The sequence below is a fragment of the Actinoalloteichus fjordicus genome, assembly GCF_001941625.1.
Lineage (GTDB): Bacteria > Actinomycetota > Actinomycetes > Mycobacteriales > Pseudonocardiaceae > Actinoalloteichus_A > Actinoalloteichus_A fjordicus.
Genome location: NZ_CP016076.1, coordinates 5,580,162 through 5,599,908 on the forward strand (window position 1 = coordinate 5,580,162; position 19,747 = coordinate 5,599,908).

Genomic DNA, 19,747 nt, shown 5'->3' on the forward strand with positions numbered 1-19,747 from the left:
CCCGCCCGTCAGGAGGCTCCCCATGACCACCACCCATACCGGGCTGATCGCCGGCCTGGTCCTCGGCCTGGCCGGTTCCCTCGGCGGCTTCTCGGCATTCGTGATCTGCCTCGTCGTCGGGGCCATCGGCCTCTTCGTGGGGCGGGCCCTCGACGGGGAGCTGGATCTCCGGGAGATGCTCGGTCGGGATCGAGGCGAAGAACGGTGAGCACCGTCGCGAGCCGAGGCGACGGGCGTCCGGTCCGGCACCCCGTGCACCGGGATGCTGGCCGCGACGACACTGGGTCGGCGGGCCTGCCCGGCGACCGAGGTGCCCTGACGATCGCTCCGGTCGTCTTCCGCAAGCTGGTCAGGCACGCCGCCGAGGAGATCCCCGAGGTCCTGCCCGACCGCCACGGGAGTCGAGGCGTGCGGGTCCGGCACCACGGCGGCCCGGCGGCCGGTTCCCGTGGACGACGCGGCGGCAGGCGTGATCGACGTCGAACCGCCGCCCCGTCGCGCGGCGGCGACGGCCCGCGCACCGAGGCAGCCGACGCTGTTCGAGTTCGACTGAGCCTGGCGCTGCGGTATCCGTGCTCGATCCGCGAGACCGCCTGGCGAATCCGAGAACGCGTGATCGCCGAGGTCGGCAGACTCACCGGAACCCCTGTTCATTCGGTCGACATCATCGTCCACGGCCTTCGCGGCAGGACCGTCCCCCGAGTGCGCTGAGCCGACTCGCCCAGCCTCCGTCCGTCGCCGACGTCGGACGAGGCCGTGCACCGCCGAAGACCTCGACGCTGGGAGGCCTGGTCGATGCGACTGCTCGTGCGACTGCTCGCCACACTCGTCGGGCTGGGGCTCGCCGTCGCGGGCGTGCTGCTCGTCGTCGAGGTCAGCTGGTCCTGGCTGCGGCCGGGCAGCGCGCCGCTGCTTGTGCCCTGGCGGACCTGGCTCGAGCACGGCACCCGGCTCGACTGGGCCGATCGGGAGGTGCTGGCCGGTTCACTGCTGACGATCACGGCCGGTCTGCTGCTGTGTACGGCGGCGTCCGCCGCGCGGCGACGCGAGCTGCCGCTGGCCGATCTGTGTCCGGAGGTGTCGGTCACCACGTCGAGTCGGTCGGTGGCGCGGCTCATCGTGCATCGTCTCCGCGCCGAGGGCGACGTCGCGGACGTCGCGGTGCACGCCGACCGCCGCCGGATCAGGGTGCGGGTCGTCGGCTCCCGGCCGGGGTCGCGCGAGCTGCGCCCCCGACTCCTCGACGTGACCCGCAAGCTGGTCGCCGACCTCCCGCTGCGAGAACAGCCTCGGATCGCGGTGGACGTGCGCGGCGAGCGGCAGCCCCGATGAGCCGTCGACGAGGTCCGCTCGACGCCCGGTCGGCGGACTGGGAACGCGCCGTCGTCTGGACTGCGGGACTGCTGGGCGTCGCGATCGGTCTGATCGCTCTGCTCACGGGCGGCGGGCTGTTCGGCGTCTTCCGGGGCCGACGACCGCTGGCCGATCCGCTGGCACTCGACTGGCTCGGCGCGCACCCGACCGGTGCCAGGACGGCGGCGATCCTGCTGGGACTGCTGCTCCTGCTGACCGGCGTCGGCGCGGTCTTCATCGCCCTGCGGCCCGAGCACCATCCCGACCTGGTGTTCACCGACGACAGCCGGGACCGGCTCGTGATCACCGCCTCCGCCGTCGCCGAGGCCGTCCGCGCCGACGCAGAGGCGATCCCCGGTGTCAGTCGGGCGCGCGCGGCCGTCGTCGGGAGCACGCGCCGTCCCACGCTGCGCCTGACGCTGGCGCTGCGCGAGGGCAGCGACCTGCCGACGGTCTGGACCGAGCTGGATCGTGGCGTCGTCGAGCGGGCTCGCCGTTCGCTGGGGGTGAGCGTCCTGCCTGCGGCCGTCCACCTGGAGTTCGACGCGGCGCCGGTCGCCCGCGTGACCTGACCAGGCACGAGGCGAGGTCGTCGACCACGGCGTCGAGTCGAGATGCCAGGCGCCGTCCGCCGGGAGACGATGTCGGGATGGCACTGCCGTTGAGGTCGCCGATCCAGCCGATGCTGGCGAGTCCCGCCGCCGAACTGCCCGCCGGTGACTGGCTGTTCGAGCCGAAATGGGACGGCTTCCGCTGCCTGGTGTTCCGCGAGGCGGACGAGATCCTCCTGCAGTCTCGCACCGGCCGATCGCTGAATCGCTACTTCCCCGAGGTGATGCGGCGTCTCGTCGAGATCCTGCCCGAGGAGATCGTCCTGGACGGAGAACTGGTGGTGGCCAGAGGCGGCAGGCTCGACTTCGACGCGCTCGGCGAACGAATCCATCCCGCCGACAGCAGGGTCCGCATGCTCGCCGAGACGACGCCCGCCGAGTTCCTGGCCTTCGATCTGCTGGCGCTCGGCTCGCGCGATCTGCTCGCCGCTCCGCTCCATGAGCGCCGCGAACTGCTCGTGGAACTCGGATCGCGGGGAGAACCCGCCGGACTGCGGATCACGCCCGCGACGACCGACCCGGACACCGCCATGACCTGGTTCGACCTGTTCGAGGGCGCAGGCCTGGACGGGATCGTCTGCAAGTTGTTGGACGGCGCCTACACACCCGGCCGCCGGACCATGATCAAGCTCAAGCACGAGCGCACGGCCGACTGCGTGGTGGCCGGGCTGCGCTGGCACGCCAAGACCGAACCGGGCACCTCGGTGGGCTCGCTGCTGCTCGGGCTGTACGACGATCGGGACGTCCTGCATCACGTCGGCGTCGTCGGCGCCTTCACCGGCGCCGTCCGGCGCTCGCTGGCCGCCGAGCTGGCCGAGCTGCACGTGGCCGACTCCGAGGAGCATCCCTGGCTCGGCGAGCAGGCCGCCGACGGGCAACGGGTGCCCGGGGGCGAGAGCCGCTGGCGCAAGGCGAGCGCCGACTGGGTGCCCCTGCGGCCGGAGCGCGTGGTGGAGGTTGCCTACGACCACACCGAAGGCGCCCAGCCCGCCCGCTTCCGCCACACGGCCCGGTTTCGTCGCTGGCGCCCGGATCGTGATCCGGCATCCTGTCGATACGATCAGCTCGACGAGCCCGTCCGCTACGACTTGGCCGGAGTGCTCGCGGGCGAGGTCCGGCAGCCGGGTTCTCCCTGAGCCTGCGTCGGACTTCGGAGCGGACTCCGCCTGCATCGTCACCGACTGCCCAGCCTCCCGACGGCCCGCCGTGCGGCTGCTCGACGGCGGCGCTGATCACATGACCATCGGCCGTTATGCGCGCCTCACGAGGAGACAGGCAGGCTGACTGCGTAGCCTTGGGCTCGGACGAGTCCGAGCCCGCCGAGCCGACCCGGAAGACAGCGGTGTCGGCAGGCCGAGTGCCGCAGCTCGGCGCCGCAGCCAGGCTGAAGCAGCCGCAGGGTCCGGCCGCCCCGTGCGACCGGCCGAGACCGACGACGACACCCGACCGACGTCAGGCGAGGTCCGGGCACCTCCCGACATCGCCGAGATCCCAGACCTTGACGACAGCCTCGAGAGCAAGGAGACGCCGTGCCGCGCATCGACCGGACGGTCGCCGTGCTGTGCGCCGCGCTCGCCGTGATCCTCACCGCCGCCTCCTGCACGGCGGGCGGCTCCGAGCGACCGCCGGTGCCGCTGTTGATCGAGGGCTCGGACGACGCGCCCGACGCCGCAGGCCCGGACGGCCAGGTGCCCGTCCCCGAGCTGGAGACGCCCGCCGGCATGCTGGCGTGGTCGGACTGCACGGCCGCGACCGTCGACCGGCTCGGCACCGCCGCAGGCACCTCGGCGGAGTACCAGTGCGCCCAGCTGGTGGCGCCGCTGGAGGCGCCGGGGGTTCCCGGTCTCGGCTCGACCCCGGTGAACCTGCTGCGGGTCGGCACGGGTCCGACGCCGCTGGTCGTGGTCAACGACGCCGCAGGCGTGCCAGGCACGCTGTTCGCGGCACAGCTGGCCGAGAGCCTGTCTCCGGAGATGCTGACGACCTTCTCGCTCATCGGCGTCGACCGGCGCGGCACCGGGACGTCCTTCGACACGAGCTGCGTCCGCCCGCAGGACCGGGAGACCGTGCTGTCCTACGACCCCGCCGCGACCACCACCGAGGAGCTGCGAGCTCTCCAGTCGGCCACCGAGAGCGCGGCCAAGGAGTGCACCCTCGTCCTGGATGAGCTGACCAGGGCGTTCGACGGGTTTCGCACGGCAGGCGATCTCGAACAGCTGCGCGGCGAGCTGGGCCTGGAGAGACTGCACGCCATCGGCCGGGGCGAGGGGTCGCAGACGTTGACCACCTACGCCCAGCGCTTCCCCGGATCGGTGGGGAGGCTGGTGCTCGACGGCGTGCCGGATCCGAATCTCGATGCCGTCGGGCTGGCCGAGGAACAGGCCAGATCCGCCGAGTCCGCGCTGGACGCCTTCCTGACCGACTGCGCGAACGGCCCGGACTGCGCGCTGGGTCCGGACCCTCGGCAGACACTCGACGCGCTGCTCGACGAACTCGCCGCGAGCCCGGCGCCGACCGAGGGAGCGCCGCTGACCCGAGGTCTGGCGACCAACGCGATCCTGCTCGGGCTGGCCGACCGAGCAAGCTGGCCCGAGCTGGCCGACCGGATCGCAGGCGCGGTCGACGGGCGAGGACAGGACCTGGCTGCGCTGGTCGAGCCGCTCCTGACGTCGGCGGGCGGCGATCAGCCCCGCTTCGAGGCGATGCTGATCAGCGGCTGCAACGACACCCGGGACCGCATTCCGCCCAACCGGGTGGCGGAGCTGGCCTCCGAGTGGACGCAGCGCCATCCGTACTTCGGCGGTCTGGCGGCGCAGCGCCTCATGCTGTGCAGCTCCTGGCCGATTCCCACCGACGAGCCCGAGTCGCCGGACGTGGACGGCCTGCCGCCGATCCCGCTGATCGCGACGGCGCTCGACCCGGTCACTCCGGGGCTGGGCAGCGCGAAGGCGGCCGAGGCGCTCTCGGGTTCCGTACTGGTGGACTGGCAGGGCGCGGGACACGGCGCACTGGGCGTCTCCACCTGTGCCACCAGGGTCGCCGAGGACTATCTCCTGCACGGCGAGGTGCCTGCGGACACGGTGGTCTGCCCGCCGTGACGGTTCGGCGCCCACGACGGGTCACGACATCGCCTGCCTCGGTCGGCGGCCGGCTCCGGGTGAGGAGCGTCGACCATCGTGCGTGGTCCAGTCGAGCCCTTCGGGTGTCCCCCCGAAGGCACTCGATCCGCGACCCGGCGCGCAGCAGATCGGGGACCTCGGAGTCGCAGCGGGCGGGAACGAGACCACCGCACGGCACGAGGCCGCCGGGTATGAGCGATCCGTCTCCTCGGCCCTGACACCGCCCGGCGGGCGGCGAAGCCGGAACCGAGGCTCACCGCCGTCGAACCGGGGCAGGCGGTGAGCGCGGGAAGGGCCGCGCCCGCCGCCACGTCTCGTCCGGGTCCGACAGCAGGCCTGGCGCGGGCTCGCGGTCGGAGACAAGTCGGCCGGCCGGTCAGCAGCCCTTGCAGCAACCGCAGCCGGGTCCGGTGCACCCGGAGCAGCATCCGCATCCATCGAGACCGGGCGGCAGGGTTCGAACACTCTCCATGGTGACCTCCTGGGGACGCTGGTGTGCCGGACGCCTGTCGATGCTGCTGTACGCACCGAAGGCCCCGGCACCACCGCCAGATTGAAGAGGTGCCACGTCGGAGTCGTCGAACCTGCCACACACCGTGACATCGCCCCGCCCCTGCCGTCTCACCATTCGGACGCAAGGTCGAGCCGCAAAGCAGGCCACGATGTCAGATCAGCGCGTTGAACTGGCCTTTCGGCGTCAGCGTGATCCACCGGGCCGGGTGGCGATACGGGCCATCAGCTTATGCGTATGAGTGAATGCGGGGCGGGATCGATCACCGAGCGCGCGGGCCTCGGCAGGCAGGGTCGCGGGCCAGCGACGAGGCCCGACCGGGCCGCAGAACGCGCCGGAGCAGCGTCCTCCGCCTGCCTGCCGATGACCGCGAACCCGGCTCGGCGTTCGAGGAGGCAGGGCGGCGGGAGGGGCCGACACCTGTCGTCGCAGGCTCGATCGGTGCGGGCGAGGTGTAGCGCGAGGCGGCCGCCCACGCTCGGCACCACACTCGCGGCCGCCGGACCCGACCCGCCTTGTCCTCGATGCGTCGCACCGTGCCGAGTCGGCTCCGCCGGACTGTCGGGACAGGCGACCGGCCACCTCGACGCGACCGGGCGCCGAGCGGGCGGCCTCGCGCCGGTCGCCAAGGCTGGCATGCCCGGCCCGCCCGACAGTGCGGATCGGGCGGGCCGGGCCGGGCCGAGTTACCGGTTCTGCTGTTCGCCGAGCGACCGCTCCGCCAACGGCGAATCGGGGTCACGACGGCTGCCGAGGTGCACGAACGACGTGAATCCCCATTCGGTGAGTCGGTCGAGCTGGGCACCGAACTTGCCGCGCCTGCGGACCGGAGCGGCCGGTCTCCCCGCCGCCCGCAGCTCGCGCGCGACGGCCAGCACCTCGGCCGACTGGACCTCCGACTCGTGCAGCACCGCCACCTGCTCGCCACGCCGGGCCCCGCCGAGCAGGTCCACGATCCGTTCGAATCCGATGGAGAAGCCGCAGGCGGGCACCTCCCGGCCGAGCGACCGTCCGATCAACCGGTCATAGCGCCCGCCGCCCGCCAGCGACGACGCGCTGTCCGGGTGCACGATCTCGAAGACCTGCCCGGTGTAGTACCCCATCCCCCGGACCAGCGTCGGGTCGAACTCCCAGGTCGAGCCGGACGACTCGGCCAGCGGGGCCAGACCCGCGATGGTCGTGCCGAGGTCGGCCAGGGTCTGCTCGGCCAGGGCCGGCAGGGCGTCGGCCAGGGTGTCCACCACGCTGTCGATGGGCACGGACTTCAGCCGCTCGATCTGGGTGCGCACCACCCCGACCGCCTCGGCCGCCAGGCCACGGGACTCCACCAGTTCGGCGGTGACGCCGTCCCAGCCGATCTTGTCGAGCTTGTCGAGGGTGATGAAGAAGCCGTCCCAGGTCTCCGGCGGCAGCCCGACGTGCTCGGCCAGGGCGGCGAGCAGCCTGCGGTCGGAGATGCGGACGGTCGTGCCCGCCAGGCCGATCGCGTCCAGCGCCGCCACGGTCGCCTCGATCAGCTCGATCTCGGCGAGCACGCTCTCTTCACCGATGATGTCGATGTCGCACTGGTAGAACTGCCGGTAACGGCCCTTCTGCGGCCGCTCCGCCCGCCAGACCGGCCCGAACTGGAACGATCGAAACGGCAGCGGAAGCTGGGCGTGGTGCGCGCCGTAGAAGCGGGTGAGCGGAACGGTGAGGTCGTACCGCAGCCCCAGGTCCACCAGGTCGGCCAGCCCGACGCCCTCGGCGAGCGGCTCGGCGAGGCCCCGCCGCAGCACCCGGTAGATCAGCTTCTCGTTCTCGCCGCCCTGCCCGCCGGTGAGCCTGCCGATGTCCTCCAGCGCCGGGGTCTCGATGCGGTGGTAGCCGTGATGCCGGTAGACCTCCGTGATGGCCGCCAGCACATGATCGCGATCGGCGACGGTGGCGGGAAGCAGGTCACGGGTGCCCCTCGGGGGGCTGTTGTCAGATTTCACCGATCATCCTTGCGCTACGAACCAGGTCATGGCGCCTGCCGCGACACCGGGCGGGCACCGCGCTGAATCCTAGGCCCTGACGTCGGCGCTCCCTCCGTGGCGAGCACGCAGCGGCGGTCGCCGAACCCTGCCGAACCCGCCGGGCCGCCCGTCGGCGGAGACGGGGCGGGGGCAGGCGATGCGGGAGACGGACCCGATGCACCGGCTGCCGCCGACGGCGCGGCGCTCGTGGTCCGCAGGCGGGCGACTGCTCACGACGGCGACCGCCCGGCCCGGCCGCATGCTCGGCCTCGGGCGCGGGTCAGCTCTTCGGCGGGCGACGCTCCCGGCTCGGCTGCACCCTGGGCGGCTCGCCCGGCATCTTGGGGTGGTCGGGCGGATAGGGCAGGTCGCCGAGCCCGTGGTCTCGGGCATCACGATCCGCCCACTCCAGCAGGGTGTCGATGGCCTGCGGGTGATCATCGAGGTCCGCATGCGCGTCGCCGTGCTCGGCCAGCCAGTCGGGCACGGTGCGCAGCGTGAAGTCGGCAGGCTGCACCGAGTCGAGCTGATCCCAGCGCAGCGGCGTGGAGACGGTCGCACGCGGGGTGCCGCGCACCGACCAGGCCGAGGCGATCGTGCGGTCCCGTGCCGTCTGGTTGAAGTCGAGGAAGACCCGGCGGCCCCGCTCCTCCTTCCACCAGGAGACGGTGGCCAGGCTCGGAATCCGCCGGGTGACCTCGCGCGCCAGGGCGATCACCGCGCGGCGGACTCCGACGAAGTCGTGCTCGGGACGAATCCTGGCCAGCACGTGGACGCCCCGGCCGCCGGAGGTCTTGGGATGGCCGACGACGCCCGCGTCGGCGAGCACCTCCGCCAGTACCAGCGCCACCCGGACGGCGTCGTCGAAGGTGGTGCCGGGCTGCGGATCGAGGTCGATGCGCAGCTCGTCCGGGCGGTCCACGTCGGAGCGGCGGACCGGCCAGGGGTGGAAGTCGAAGGTGCCGAGGTTGGCGGCCCAGGCGAGCACGGCGGGCTCCGTCGGGCACACCTCCACGGCGGTACGGCCCGAGGGGAAGGTGATCTCCACGCCCTCGATCCAGCTCGGCGCGCCCTTCGGCACGCGCTTGGCGTAGAAGGGCTCCCCTTCCACTCCGTCGGGGAACCGTTTGAGGGTCGTCGGCCGATGCAGCAGCGCGGCCAGCAGCGGCTCGGCGACCGTCAGGTAGTAGTCGACCAGCTCACGCTTGGTGATCCCCGGCTCCGGGAAGTACACCTTGTCGGGGTTCGTCACCCGCACGCGTCGGTCCCCCTGCGGCCCTGGGACGACGATCTCGACGGCATCGGCCATCCGGCCAGCGTAAGTGCGGTGTGCGCACCGCGCGCCCGGAGCGGGCGTCCCCCGCCGTGGAACGGAGGAGCCGGTGCACGTGGCGGGCGGGAAGCGGCGAAACCGCTACCGTGGGAGGCATGGGTGAGAGCAGTCGGCCGAGGGACTCCGACGACGGCGGTCGCCGCGAGATGAGCGCGGGCGGCCCGACGACACCCTCGGACCGTTTCACGGAGGACCTGATCGGACTCGACCCCCACGATCCGGAGGCGAAGGCCTTCGCCGCACATCTCGACCGGATGGAACGCGACCGGCCGAGCATGACGATCGAGGGCTCGCTGGCGGCGCTGCGGGAGTTCACCGACTCGGCCAATCGGGTCGGCGGCGGCAGACGGCTGGTCGCGGTGGTCGTGGTCACCCTGATCCTGACGGCGTTCCTGCTGCTCGTCTGGCACATCCTGGTGCTCGCCGCCACCGTCTTCCTCGGGTGACCTCGGCCTGCCTCGGGTGACGACCACCGCAGCCGCGTCACGCGCCGACCGCGGCCGGACAGGGTTATTTTGTAGGCATGGAACCAGTCCGGGGCACCACTCCCAAGGTCGTGAAGTCCGACGAGGAGTGGCGGGAGGAACTCACGCCGGTCGAGTACGCGGTGCTCAGACAGGCGGGCACCGAGCCCGCCTGGACCGGCGAGTACACCGAGACCAAGACCAGGGGCGTCTACGTCTGCCGTGCCTGCGGCGCGGAGCTGTTCCGCAGCGAGACGAAGTTCGAGTCCAACTGCGGCTGGCCCTCGTTCTACACCCCCTCGGACGCCGACCACGTGATCCTGCGGGAGGACCTCAGCCACGGAACCCGCCGCACCGAGGTGCTGTGCGCCACGTGCCACAGCCACCTCGGGCACGTCTTCGAGGGCGAGGGCTACCAGACCCCGACCGACCAGCGGTATTGCATCAACTCGGTGTCCATGCGGCTGCTGCCCGAGGGCGAGTAGTCGCCGGGTAGGACCCCGCCGGACGGCGCGACGCCGCGTCGAGCGCAGGTCGCCGCCGCCGGCCGGACGAGCCCGCTCGACGGCAGGCCCGGCGAGCGCGAAGGTCGAAACCCGGTCCCGATGCAACGAATCGACGCGGCGGCCACGTCTGACCTCCATGAGGAGATCGTCTCGGCCGCTGCTCGTCGCGCTCGGCCTGATCGTTCTGACCGGCTGCGGTGCGCCAGGTTCGGGCATCGGGATGGAATGCACGGCCATCGGAGCCCGCACCGGCCTAGGCCTGGACATCGCCGCCGAGCTCGCCCCGGACGTCGACGCGGCGGCGGTGCGGCTCTGCCAGGACGACGATTGTACGGAGACCGACCTGCCCGCCTGCGGGGACGACTGCGAGCTCGACGGTCTGCGGCCCGGCACGGACACGGTCGACCAGGGCTGTGCGGACGGCGTCTGCTCGGCCTCCTCGGTGCCCAACGGCGAACTGCACGGCTTCGTCGAGCTTCCCGAGCTGGTCTCGGGGCCCGCGGAGGTGTCGGTGACGCTCCTCGACCAGGCAGGCACGGAGGTCCTGACCGAGAGGATCACGGTGACCGTCGAGGACGTCTACCCCAATGGTCCCGAATGCGGCGTCGGCGGCGCGGCCGCCGGGGTTCGGGTCACCGAGGAGCACACGCTGGTCGAGGTCTGAGCGCGAAGCGCCGCCGGACCGCGGCGCCCGTCAGACATTCCCGCCCGAACAACGCTCCGCCGGAGCAGCCCCGTGCCGCACTCGCACGGGACCACTCCGTGGTGCAGATCAGGGCAGCCGGTCGACCAGTTCGCCGACGGAGACGCGGACGCCGGTGTAGAAGGGCAGCTCCTCACGGACGTGCCGACGTGCCTCGGTGGCTCGCAGTTCCCGCATCAGGTCGACGATCCGGTGCAGCTCGGCCGCCTCGAAGGCCAGCAGCCACTCGTAGTCGCCGAGCGCGAACGAGGACACGGTGTTGGCCCGCACGTCCGGGAAGGGCCTGGCCGCCTTGCCGTGGTCGGCGAGCATCGTGCGCCGCTCGTCCTCCGGCAGCAGGTACCAGTCGTAAGACCGCACGAAGGGGTACACGCACAGGTACTTCTGCGGCTCCTCCCCCGCGAGGAACGCGGGGATGTGCGACCGGTTGAACTCGGCGGGCCGGTGCAGCCCGACGCTGCTCCACACCGGCTCGCTGGCCTGACCGAGAACCGTGCGCCGCAGGCCGGTGTAGGCCGCCTGCACGGCCTCGACGTCCTCGGCGTGCCACCAGATCATGAAGTCGGCGTCGGCCCGCAGCCCGGAGACGTCGTAGACGCCCCGGACGACCACTCCCCGTCCTTCGAGCCCGGCGAGGTACTCCTCCGCCTCACGGGCCGTCTCAGCCCGATCGACGGGCAGCGCGCCCTGTTCGATACGGAAGACCGACCACATGGTGTATCGGATGGACGAGTTGATCTCAGCCACGTTCACGCCAGACATGGGCTCATCCTCGCACCGGGTCGCGCAGGATCGTCGTGGAGGTCAGCTCCGCCGCCAACGCGGCGGCGGCCCGGCGGGCGCCCCCCACACAGGCGGCCAGGCCGATGCCGTCGAAGGCGGCCCCGGTGACCTCGAGGCCTGCCAGCCCGGCGACCTCGGCCCTGATCCGCCGCACCAGGTCGATGTGACCGACGCCGTACTGCGGCAACGCACCGCCCCAGCGCGTCACCAGGGTGTCGACCGGTTCGGCACGGGCGCCCGTGAGCTCGGCGAGGTCCGCCCGGACCGCGCCGATCAATTCGTCGTCGTCGCGCTGCATGGTCTCGATCTCGCCGAACCGGCCGATGGAACCGCGCACCAGCAGCGGCGCCGAGGGATCGCGGTCGGCGCCGAGGTGACCCCATTTGCGGCTGGAGAAGGTGAAGGCCTTCGCGGTGAAGTCGGTCCCGTCGTCGTGCCGTTCGCCTCGGGCGATGAGGACCCCGCTGGCGTCGGGCAGCGGCACGCTCGGCGGCAGCGCCAGGCTGACCACGACGGTGGAGGCGACGTCGATGGCGCTGTAGGCGGTGGCGGCCGCCGGGGCCGTCACCGCGAGCAGCCGCCGGGCCGCAGGCGGCGGCACGGCGAGCAGCACGGCGTCGACCTCGAGCAGCTCCGGGCTCGGCACCGCGCCGAACGCCAACCGCCAACCGACGTCGCCCCTGGTCAGCGCGTGCACCGGCAGGCCGAGTCGCACCGTCGCGCCCGCCGCCTCCGCCAACCGGTCGATCAGCCGGATCAGTCCGCCGCGCAGCGTGCCGAACACCGGCTGCCGGACCGCGCCGGACGGCAGGGCGGGCGGAAGCAGGGTGGCGGCGGCGTGCAGGACCGAGCCGTCGCCCTCGTCGATGGCGCGGGCGAGAGCAGGCATCGTCGCGCGCAGGCCCAGCCGGTCCGCGTCGCCCGCGTAGACCCCGCCCAGCATCGGATCGACGAGACGGTCGGTCAGCTCGTCACCGAATCGCGCCCGCAGCATCCTGCCCAGCGAGACGTCACCGCCGCCCAGCCGCAGCGGCGGGGCGGCAGGCTCCTCGGCCACCGTCGCGAGCGCCTGCTCCGACAGCACGCCGTGCAGCGCCTCCACCGAGCCGGGCACGCCCTGCACGGTGCCGCCGACCGGCATCGGCACGGTGCGGCCGCCCGCCCGGACCGTCGGTCCGGCCGTCGTGGGGTGGACCATCTCGCTCATGGCGCCCAGGTCGCCGAGGAGATCGAGAACCTCCGGCCTGCGCACCAGGAAGGCCTCGGCCCCGACGTCGAAGGCGCCGCCGCCGAGCTGCGCGGTGGAGAGCTTGCCGCCCAGACGACGGCTCTGCTCCAGCACAGTGATCCTGGCGGCTCGACCGAGCAGCCTGCGCAGTTCGTAGGCGGCGGTGAGGCCGGACACCCCGCCGCCGATCACCGCGATGTGCGGTACCTGCTGCGGTCTGGTCACCGAGTTTCGGCTTCCACGCCCGCCCCGTCGGACTCGACCGAGCTGACGCCGCGCTCATGAACCAGCTCGACGACCCTGGTGATCATGTCCGGGTCGGTGTCGGGCAGGACCCCGTGCCCGAGGTTGAAGACGTGCCCGCCGGTCCGCCGTCCTTCGGCGAGGATTCGGTCGACCTCGCTCTCAATCGCGGGAACGCCCGCGAAGAGCACGGCCGGGTCGAGGTTGCCCTGCACCACCGGAGCGGGTTCGGCGGGAGCCGCGGCGACCAGCCTGCGCGCGGCGGCGTCCAGCGGCGTCCGCCAGTCGACGCCGACCACGTCGGCACCCGCCTCGCGCATCGCGGGCAGCAGCTCACCCGTGCCGACGCCGAAATGGAACCGGGGCACGCCTGCCTCGGCCAGCCCGCCGAGCACCTTGGCCGAGTGCGGGAGGACGAACTCGCGGTAGTCGCGTTCGCTCAGCGCACCCGCCCAGGAGTCGAAGAGCTGGACGGCGTCCACGCCTGCGGCGATCTGCGTGCGCAGGAAGCTCAGGGTGAGGTCGGCAAGCCGGTCGAGCAGGGCGTGCCAGGTCTCGGGCTCGGCGTGCATCAACGCCTTGGTCCGCTCGTGGTTGCGGCTCGGGCCGCCCTCCACCAGGTACGAGGCCACGGTGAACGGAGCGCCTGCGAACCCGATCAGCGGCGTGCTGCCCAACTCGGCGATGACGAGCCGGATCGCCTCGGCGACGGGCGCCACCTGCTCGTCCTGCAAGACCGGCAGCGCGGCGACGTCGGCGGCCGAGCGCACCGGGTCGGCGATCACCGGGCCGGTGCCTGGCACGATGTCCAGGTCGACGCCTGCGGCGAACAACGGCACCACGATGTCGCTGAACAGGATCGCGGCGTCGACGCCGTGCCTGCGGACCGGCTGAAGAGTGACCTCGCAGGCCAGCTCGGGGGTCAGGCACGCCTCAAGCATCGGGATCCCCGCGCGCACCTTGCGGTACTCGGGCAGGGATCGACCGGCCTGCCGCATGAACCACACGGGCGTACGGCTGGGACGACCGCCCTGTGCGGCGATCAGAAACGGGGCATCGGAGAGGTCCCTACGAGCGGGCACCAGCGCAGCGTTCGTCATCTCGCCGACCATTTTCCCACGAGGCGTCCAGGCCGTGCGGCACGACCGGCACCGAATGTGAGGTAGGGCGCTCACCCGCGTGACGCGCGGGCCCGCGCGCCTGCGCGCAGGCCCGCGCCGGGCGGACCCGACCGTGTTCGGGTGACCAGGGGGCGATTCGGGGCGGACCGGCGGTTCTCGGCCACCCGATGCCGATGAGATCGCGAGGGGCGTTCCGCCGCGGTCCGCCGAAGATCGACTGGGTCCCTTCGGCGTGGCGAACCCCGCATCATCCCCGATTGCCTCTACAGTCGCGATTCGTGACCGGGATGACTCCAGTACCTGAGGTGTTCCGGCACGCCGTGAGCACCTTGAAGTCGGTCCGACCTCGGTCGGAGTTGACCTTCGAGGAGGTCCGGCCGCCGCAGCGACTCGCACCGTGGGCCTATGCGTTGAGTGCCGAGGTGACGGGTCCCACCAACGAGTTCGCCTCCGGCAGGCTCGTGGTGCTCCATGATCCCGACAACATCGACGTCTGGAACGGCGAGCTGCGCGTGGTGGTGTACCTCCAGGCGGAGCTGGACTCGGAGTTCGCCAGCGACCCGCTGCTGCCGCAGGTGGGCTGGTCATGGCTCACCGACGCGCTCGAAGGCTGCGGGGCCCGCTGGACGACCTTGGGCGGCACGGTCACCGTGACGTCCTCCGCGCGATTCGGCGAGATCGACGGCCCCGCCCACACCCACGACCTGGAACTGCGGGCGTCCTGGACGGCGTCGGACTCCGAACTGGCCGCGCACGGCGAGGCGTTGTGCGAGGTGCTGGCCAGTGCGGCAGGTCTGCCGCCGATCGGCGTGGTCGAACTCCGGCCCCGGTAGGCGGCGGAGAACATCGCTCGACGTCTGGTGCATCCGCGAGCGCGCGGCGCAGGCTCGGGCGTCGAATCTGCGGGATGGCGGTGGTCCCGACCGGCGATGGCGCAGCCGCGCGAGAATCACGACACGTCGACGGGTGCGGCCGAACGGATCGATCCCGGACCTGATCCCGACGGCCTCTTCTGATCGCTCGGCCGGGCTGCCGCACCGGGCCGTTCTCCTCCCGACTGCGATCCATCGGCGTCGTTGATCAACGACTGCGGTGATCAGTGACTGCGGTTGATCAACGACGGCGGCTGATCAACGACAGTGACCGATCAACGACGGCGACCGATCGGCGGACGCCCCGACGGCTCCGCAGCGGTGGACGATGCCTGCCGCCTGCGACCCCTCGGACGCCGCCCTGCCCCGACGCGGAGAGCCGCTCGGCCCGCCGTGCCCCGTCATCGACGGTCGGCCGACCGCCACGGGCGCCCGGACGGCCCTGCGTGCGGCAGATAGTCGGCTGCATCACACTCGGCCGACCGGCCTAGCGAAGGAGCCTGCTGCTGCCGATGGTTCCTACAGGGCGCGAGTGGACGGGCTGCGACGACAGACGCCGAGGTCACTGGTCCGGTCGGCGGAGGCCCGACTGGGCTCATCGGGTGGCCGCCAGGACTCCCTGCGGACCGTTCTCTTCTCAGGTCTGAACCAATGCCAAACCCTGAATGTCGCATGAACACTGCTCGGTGTTAGCAAGCCACGGGCTTGTACCCCGATCGTGTTATCACAAGCCACCCTTGTGACAACCCGATCGGGATAGATCGCACATTGATCGTCCCGCTGGCGCCGTTTGGCGGCTACGCTGCCCCAGTCGACACCACTTTCGGTCGATCAGTGGCGCGGCTGATTGTCCGAGAGTCCCGGTGCCGGTCGGGGGGCACGACCGACTCCAGGGAGGTAGTGACGTGGCTGCCGTCGGCTTAGGTCAGGCCGTTCGTACCACGCCAGCCGGTGCTTTGCCGGCCAACATGGTCCCGCACCCGCGGGAAGAGCTGTTCTCGGTATTGGTGGTAGACGACCATCCGCTACTCCGAGAGGCGATTGCCGCTCGGTTGCAGCAGATGGGCGCAGGCACCGTGCACGAGGCCGCATCGCTGGCCGAGGCCAGGGCGCGAGCCCTGGCGACAGGTCCGTGCGACCTCGCGATCCTCGATCTCGGGCTCCCGGACGGGAGTGGCATCGACCTGGTCACGGAACTCCGTGGCCACGGTTGGCCGCGGATCGTGGTCCTGGCATCCTCCGACGACCCCTATGCGGTCCGGGCGGCGTTTCAGGCAGGCGCTCAGGCGTACCTGCTGAAGTCCGCCTCGCCGATGGTGGTCACCGACGGGGTGCGCAGGGTCCTCGACGGCGGCGTCTATGCCGACCCGAGCGTGGCACCGGTCCTTGCTGCGGGCACTCGTGTGCCGGGCACGGACAACACGCCGCGTGAGCTGTCCGCACGCGAGGTCGAGGTGTTGCAGTTAGTCGCCGACGGTCGATCCAACAAGGAGATCGGCGAGGCGTTGAATCTGTCCGCACTCACAGTGAAGAGCCATCTGTCGCGGATCGGCCGGAAGCTGGGCACGGGAGACCGTGCGCAGATGGTCGCTCTGGCAATGCGCGCAGGTGTCATCAGATAAGTCCGGCGCCTTCTGGAGTCCGTGCGGTGTCACGCGACTCCAGAAGGTGCTCGCACCTCGTGTCGATCGACCTTGCGCGCCGTCGTCGACGACTTCGACGTAGGGTCAGCGGCCGTGGATGCACACCGTTCCGAACCCGCCGCCGAGCCCGAGATCGAGCCTGGGCGGGACGTCCGGGAAGTCCCGGGGGTCACCGAGCTCACCGCGCCCGCCGAGGGCGTGCCGCCGGTGGTGACCGACCCCGCCGCGTTGCGAGTGGCCGCCGAGGCCCTCGCGGCAGGCACGGGGCCGATCGCGGTGGACACCGAGCGTGCGTCCGGGTACCGGTACTCCGCTCGGGCCTACCTGGTGCAGCTGCGCCGGGCGGGCGCGGGCACGGTGCTGGTCGACCCGATCCCGTTGCGCGGCAGGCTTGCGCCGCTGATCGACGCCATCGGGGGCCAGGAGTGGGTGCTGCATGCGGCGTCCCAGGATCTGCCGTGTCTTGCCGAACTCGATCTTCGTCCCTCCGCGCTGTTCGACACCGAGCTGGCGGGCAGGCTCGCCGGCTATCCGAGGGTCGCGCTCGGGGCACTGGTCGAGCAGCAGCTCGGGTACCGATTGGAGAAGGGCCACGGCGCCGCGGACTGGTCCCGACGTCCACTGCCTGCCGACTGGCTGAACTACGCGGCCTTGGACGTCGAACTGCTACTGCAGCTGCGGGAGTCCCTGGAGGCCGAACTCGTGGCTCAGGGCAAACTCGGCTGGGCATTGCAGGAGTTCGAGGCCGTGCGCACCGCGCCGCCGCCGGGACCGAGGCCGGAGCCGTGGCGACGCACCTCCGGCATCCACCGGCTCCACGCACCTCGCAAGCTGGCCGCCGTCCGTGCGCTGTGGCAGGCGCGGGACGAGCTGGCCAGGACCAGGGACATCGCGCCGGGCCGCGTGCTTCCGGACAAGGCGATCATCGAAGCGGCCCAGACCCAGCCCGCCGACTCCACGGCGCTGGTGGCGCTGCCGATCTTCGGCGGCCGGGCCCAGCGTCGTCGGGCCGACGTCTGGATGGCGGCGCTGCGCGAGGCGGCCGAGCTGCCGAACTCTGAGCTGCCTGCCTCCTCGCCGCCCTCCGACGGCCCGCCGCCGCCCAACCGGTGGGCCGATCGTGATCCGGAGGCCGCCGCGCGGCTGTCGGCGGCTCGAGCGGCGTTGACCGCCTTGGCCGAACGACACACGCTGCCCGTGGAGAACCTGCTCCAGCCGGACCTGGTGCGTCGGACGTGCTGGACGCCGCAGGAGGACCGCTCCGTCGAGGGCACCGCCGCCGCGCTGCGGGCGGGCGGCGCACGCCCCTGGCAGATCGAGCTGGCCGCCGAGCCGCTGAGCACAGCGCTGGCGGCCCCTGCACCGCCCGCCGCCTGATCTTCGCACCGCCGTCGACGGCACGGGGCCGCCCGGCAGGCCCCTCCGAGCGGGGCGGCCTGCACGCTGGTGGGGCATGGACCTCGCGGACCGTTTCATGATTGTCTCAGCGGGGTAGACATCAAGGTCAAGACCACGGTGTCCGGTACACAGACGATGCCGTGTCCGAACACGTCGACGGGAGAGTCATCGTGGACACCTCGGCACTCGTGATCGCAGGGCTGGTCAGCGCAGGCGGCGCGCTGATCATCCTCGCGCTGTTGATCGTCATCACGACCGATCGATGGAACGTGCTGCAGACGTTGATCTGGGCGCTGGTCGTGCTGGCCGTGCCGGTGATCGGCGCGGGAGTGTTCCTCGTGGTCGATCATCAGCAGAAGACGGCGCGCCGGGAGGCAAGACGGGGTGAGGCCGTGGGCGACGTCTCGACACCAGGTTGACCCTCGTCACGCAGGACCCTCGTTCGACCTGCGGAAAGCCTCAGAGCTCACGGTGGTCGGCGCGGGGAGTCGTGGAATCTCGACTGCCCCGGGTCCAGCCACTGGTTACCAGTCGGTAGCAGCGGCTAGAGTGATTGTTACCGGCGGGTAGCACAGGTGGCCTCGGTCGCGGTGCCGTCCGCCCAGCCGACCCCCGAGCTTTCAGGAGGAGCACGCCGTGGCCGCAAACGTCGCAGGACGTGCACTTCGGGACGTGGTCTTCGTCGACGGCGTGCGTACGCCGTTCGGCAAGGCAGGCCCGAAAGGCATGTATGCGGAGACCCGAGCCGATGACCTCGTCGTCAAGGCCATCAGGGAACTGCTCCGCCGCAACCCCCAGCTTCCGCCGGAGCGCATCGACGAGGTCGCCGTCGCGGCGACGACGCAGATCGGCGATCAGGGTCTGACCATCGGCCGCACCGCCGCGCTGCTGGCCGGGCTGCCTCGGTCCGTGCCGGGCTTCGCCATCGACCGGATGTGCGCCGGGGCCATGACGGCCGTGACCACCACGGCGGGCGGCATCGCGCTGGGCGCCTACGACATCACCATCGCGGGCGGCGTCGAGCACATGGGCCGTCACCCGATGGGCGAGGGCGTCGACCCCAACCCCCGGTTCCTCGCAGACAAGCTCGTCGACCCCTCCGCGCTGGTCATGGGACAGACGGCGGAGAACCTGCACGACCGCTTCCCCACCATCACCAAGGCCCGCACGGACGCCTACGCCGCCGCGAGTCAGGAGCGGTTCGCCGAGGCGGTCAAGGCCGGGTCGATCAGCCAGGACCTGGTTCCGGTCGCGACCCGCTCGGCCGAGCTGGGCTGGGGCCTGGCCACCGAGGACGAGTCGCCCCGCCCCGGCACGACGGTGGAGGCGCTGGCCACGCTGCGGACGCCCTTCCGGCCGCACGGCCGGATCACCGCGGGTAACGCCGCAGGCCTCAACGACGGCGCCACCAGTGCCCTGCTCGCCGCCGAGGACGTCGCACGCGAACTGGACCTGCCGGTCGGGATGCGACTGGTCGGCTACTCCTTCGCGGGTGTCGACCCGGAGGTCATGGGCGTCGGGCCGGTCCCCGCGACCGAGAAGGCGCTGTCCCGTGCCGGTCTGAGCATCGAGGACATCGGACTGTTCGAGATCAACGAGGCCTTCGCCGTCCAGGTGCTGGCCTTCCTCGACCACTTCGGCATCGCCGACGACGATCCGAGGGTCAACCAGTGGGGCGGCGCGATCGCGTGCGGCCACCCGCTCGCGGCCTCGGGAGTTCGGCTGATGACGCAGCTCTCCCGCCAGTTCGCCGAGCGCCCCGACGTGCGCTACGGCATCACCACGATGTGCATCGGAATCGGCATGGGCGGCACCGTGATCTGGGAGAACCCGGCCTGGAACGGGGGCGACAAGTGAGCACC

19 protein-coding genes are annotated in these 19,747 nt (G+C 71.9%); 14 read left to right on the forward strand and 5 right to left on the reverse strand.

The features are described 5' to 3' along the window. Window positions 1-22: 22 nt before the first annotated feature. The 6 genes from UA74_RS23745 (at window position 23) to UA74_RS23770 (ending at window position 5,062) form a co-directional block, all read left to right on the forward strand. Complete coding sequence (locus tag UA74_RS23745) at window positions 23-208, forward strand: hypothetical protein (protein WP_075742233.1); 186 nt, start codon at window positions 23-25, stop codon at window positions 206-208. Further along, a complete protein-coding gene (locus UA74_RS23750; RefSeq protein WP_075765511.1) occupies window positions 205-711 on the forward strand; it encodes an Asp23/Gls24 family envelope stress response protein in 507 nt (168 codons plus the stop codon). The genes UA74_RS23745 and UA74_RS23750 overlap by 4 nt, the downstream gene beginning before the upstream one ends. Before the next feature lie 84 nt (window positions 712-795). After that, window positions 796-1,332: a DUF6286 domain-containing protein gene (locus UA74_RS23755; RefSeq protein ID WP_075765513.1), complete on the forward strand. Its 537-nt coding sequence runs from the start codon at window positions 796-798 to the stop codon at window positions 1,330-1,332. Further along, entirely contained in the window at window positions 1,329-1,925 is a 597-nt protein-coding gene (locus tag UA74_RS23760; RefSeq protein ID WP_075765515.1) for an Asp23/Gls24 family envelope stress response protein, read from the forward strand. Before UA74_RS23755 ends, UA74_RS23760 begins: the two co-directional genes overlap by 4 nt. 77 nt (window positions 1,926-2,002) lie before the next feature. Further along, window positions 2,003-3,100 carry an ATP-dependent DNA ligase gene (locus UA74_RS23765; protein ID WP_075742237.1) on the forward strand — a complete coding sequence of 366 codons (1,098 nt, stop codon included), beginning with the start codon at window positions 2,003-2,005 and terminating at the stop codon, window positions 3,098-3,100. Between the two features lie 393 nt (window positions 3,101-3,493). Further along, window positions 3,494-5,062, forward strand: coding sequence for an alpha/beta hydrolase (locus tag UA74_RS23770; protein ID WP_075765517.1), 1,569 nt, complete (start codon window positions 3,494-3,496; stop codon window positions 5,060-5,062). A gap of 1,218 nt (window positions 5,063-6,280) precedes the next feature. Here UA74_RS23770 and hisS read toward each other — a convergent pair. Further along, window positions 6,281-7,570, reverse strand: coding sequence for a histidine--tRNA ligase (hisS, locus tag UA74_RS23775; protein ID WP_075742240.1), 1,290 nt, complete (start codon window positions 7,568-7,570; stop codon window positions 6,281-6,283). 301 nt (window positions 7,571-7,871) lie between these two features. Continuing rightward, window positions 7,872-8,900 (reverse strand): non-homologous end-joining DNA ligase, encoded by a 1,029-nt coding sequence (gene ligD, locus UA74_RS23780; RefSeq protein ID WP_075765519.1) that lies wholly within the window; start codon window positions 8,898-8,900, stop codon window positions 7,872-7,874. Between the two features lie 119 nt (window positions 8,901-9,019). Here ligD and UA74_RS23785 point away from each other — a divergent pair, with 119 nt between their 5' ends. The 3 genes from UA74_RS23785 to UA74_RS23795 all read left to right on the forward strand — a co-directional run bounded on the left by UA74_RS23785 (window position 9,020) and on the right by UA74_RS23795 (window position 10,558). Then, on the forward strand, window positions 9,020-9,370 hold the full coding sequence (locus UA74_RS23785) for a hypothetical protein (protein ID WP_232237392.1): 351 nt from the start codon (window positions 9,020-9,022) through the stop codon (window positions 9,368-9,370). A gap of 77 nt (window positions 9,371-9,447) precedes the next feature. Continuing rightward, on the forward strand, window positions 9,448-9,873 hold the full coding sequence (msrB, locus tag UA74_RS23790) for a peptide-methionine (R)-S-oxide reductase MsrB (RefSeq protein ID WP_075742243.1): 426 nt from the start codon (window positions 9,448-9,450) through the stop codon (window positions 9,871-9,873). Between the two features lie 157 nt (window positions 9,874-10,030). Further along, window positions 10,031-10,558 carry a hypothetical protein gene (locus tag UA74_RS23795; RefSeq protein ID WP_083683551.1) on the forward strand — a complete coding sequence of 176 codons (528 nt, stop codon included), beginning with the start codon at window positions 10,031-10,033 and terminating at the stop codon, window positions 10,556-10,558. A gap of 108 nt (window positions 10,559-10,666) precedes the next feature. Here the strand turns inward: UA74_RS23795 and hemQ are convergent, their stop codons facing one another. From hemQ to hemE, 3 genes are read right to left on the reverse strand one after another with little or no spacing between them, the layout of a single operon-like run. Beyond that, entirely contained in the window at window positions 10,667-11,359 is a 693-nt protein-coding gene (hemQ, locus tag UA74_RS23800; RefSeq protein ID WP_075742244.1) for a hydrogen peroxide-dependent heme synthase, read from the reverse strand. Window positions 11,360-11,363: 4 nt separating this feature from the next. Further along, window positions 11,364-12,833 carry a protoporphyrinogen oxidase gene (gene hemG, locus UA74_RS23805; RefSeq protein WP_075765521.1) on the reverse strand — a complete coding sequence of 490 codons (1,470 nt, stop codon included), beginning with the start codon at window positions 12,831-12,833 and terminating at the stop codon, window positions 11,364-11,366. Beyond that, window positions 12,830-13,951 carry a uroporphyrinogen decarboxylase gene (gene hemE, locus UA74_RS23810; protein ID WP_075744153.1) on the reverse strand — a complete coding sequence of 374 codons (1,122 nt, stop codon included), beginning with the start codon at window positions 13,949-13,951 and terminating at the stop codon, window positions 12,830-12,832. The genes hemG and hemE overlap by 4 nt, the downstream gene beginning before the upstream one ends. 299 nt (window positions 13,952-14,250) lie before the next feature. Here hemE and UA74_RS23815 point away from each other — a divergent pair, with 299 nt between their 5' ends. The 5 genes from UA74_RS23815 (at window position 14,251) to UA74_RS23835 (ending at window position 19,742) form a co-directional block, all read left to right on the forward strand. Then, window positions 14,251-14,805, forward strand: a complete 555-nt coding sequence (locus UA74_RS23815; protein ID WP_075742246.1) for a DUF3000 domain-containing protein — start codon at window positions 14,251-14,253, stop codon at window positions 14,803-14,805. Between the two features lie 944 nt (window positions 14,806-15,749). Continuing rightward, window positions 15,750-16,466: a response regulator gene (locus tag UA74_RS23820; protein ID WP_035272912.1), complete on the forward strand. Its 717-nt coding sequence runs from the start codon at window positions 15,750-15,752 to the stop codon at window positions 16,464-16,466. Window positions 16,467-16,619: 153 nt separating this feature from the next. Further along, the gene (locus tag UA74_RS23825; protein ID WP_075766322.1) at window positions 16,620-17,864 is read left to right on the forward strand and encodes a ribonuclease D; all 1,245 of its coding nucleotides are present in this window, start codon (window positions 16,620-16,622) and stop codon (window positions 17,862-17,864) included. A gap of 161 nt (window positions 17,865-18,025) precedes the next feature. After that, a complete protein-coding gene (locus UA74_RS23830; RefSeq protein ID WP_075742247.1) occupies window positions 18,026-18,304 on the forward strand; it encodes a PLDc N-terminal domain-containing protein in 279 nt (92 codons plus the stop codon). Between the two features lie 217 nt (window positions 18,305-18,521). Further along, window positions 18,522-19,742 carry a thiolase family protein gene (locus tag UA74_RS23835; RefSeq protein ID WP_075742248.1) on the forward strand — a complete coding sequence of 407 codons (1,221 nt, stop codon included), beginning with the start codon at window positions 18,522-18,524 and terminating at the stop codon, window positions 19,740-19,742. The last annotated feature ends 5 nt before the right edge of the window (window positions 19,743-19,747 follow it).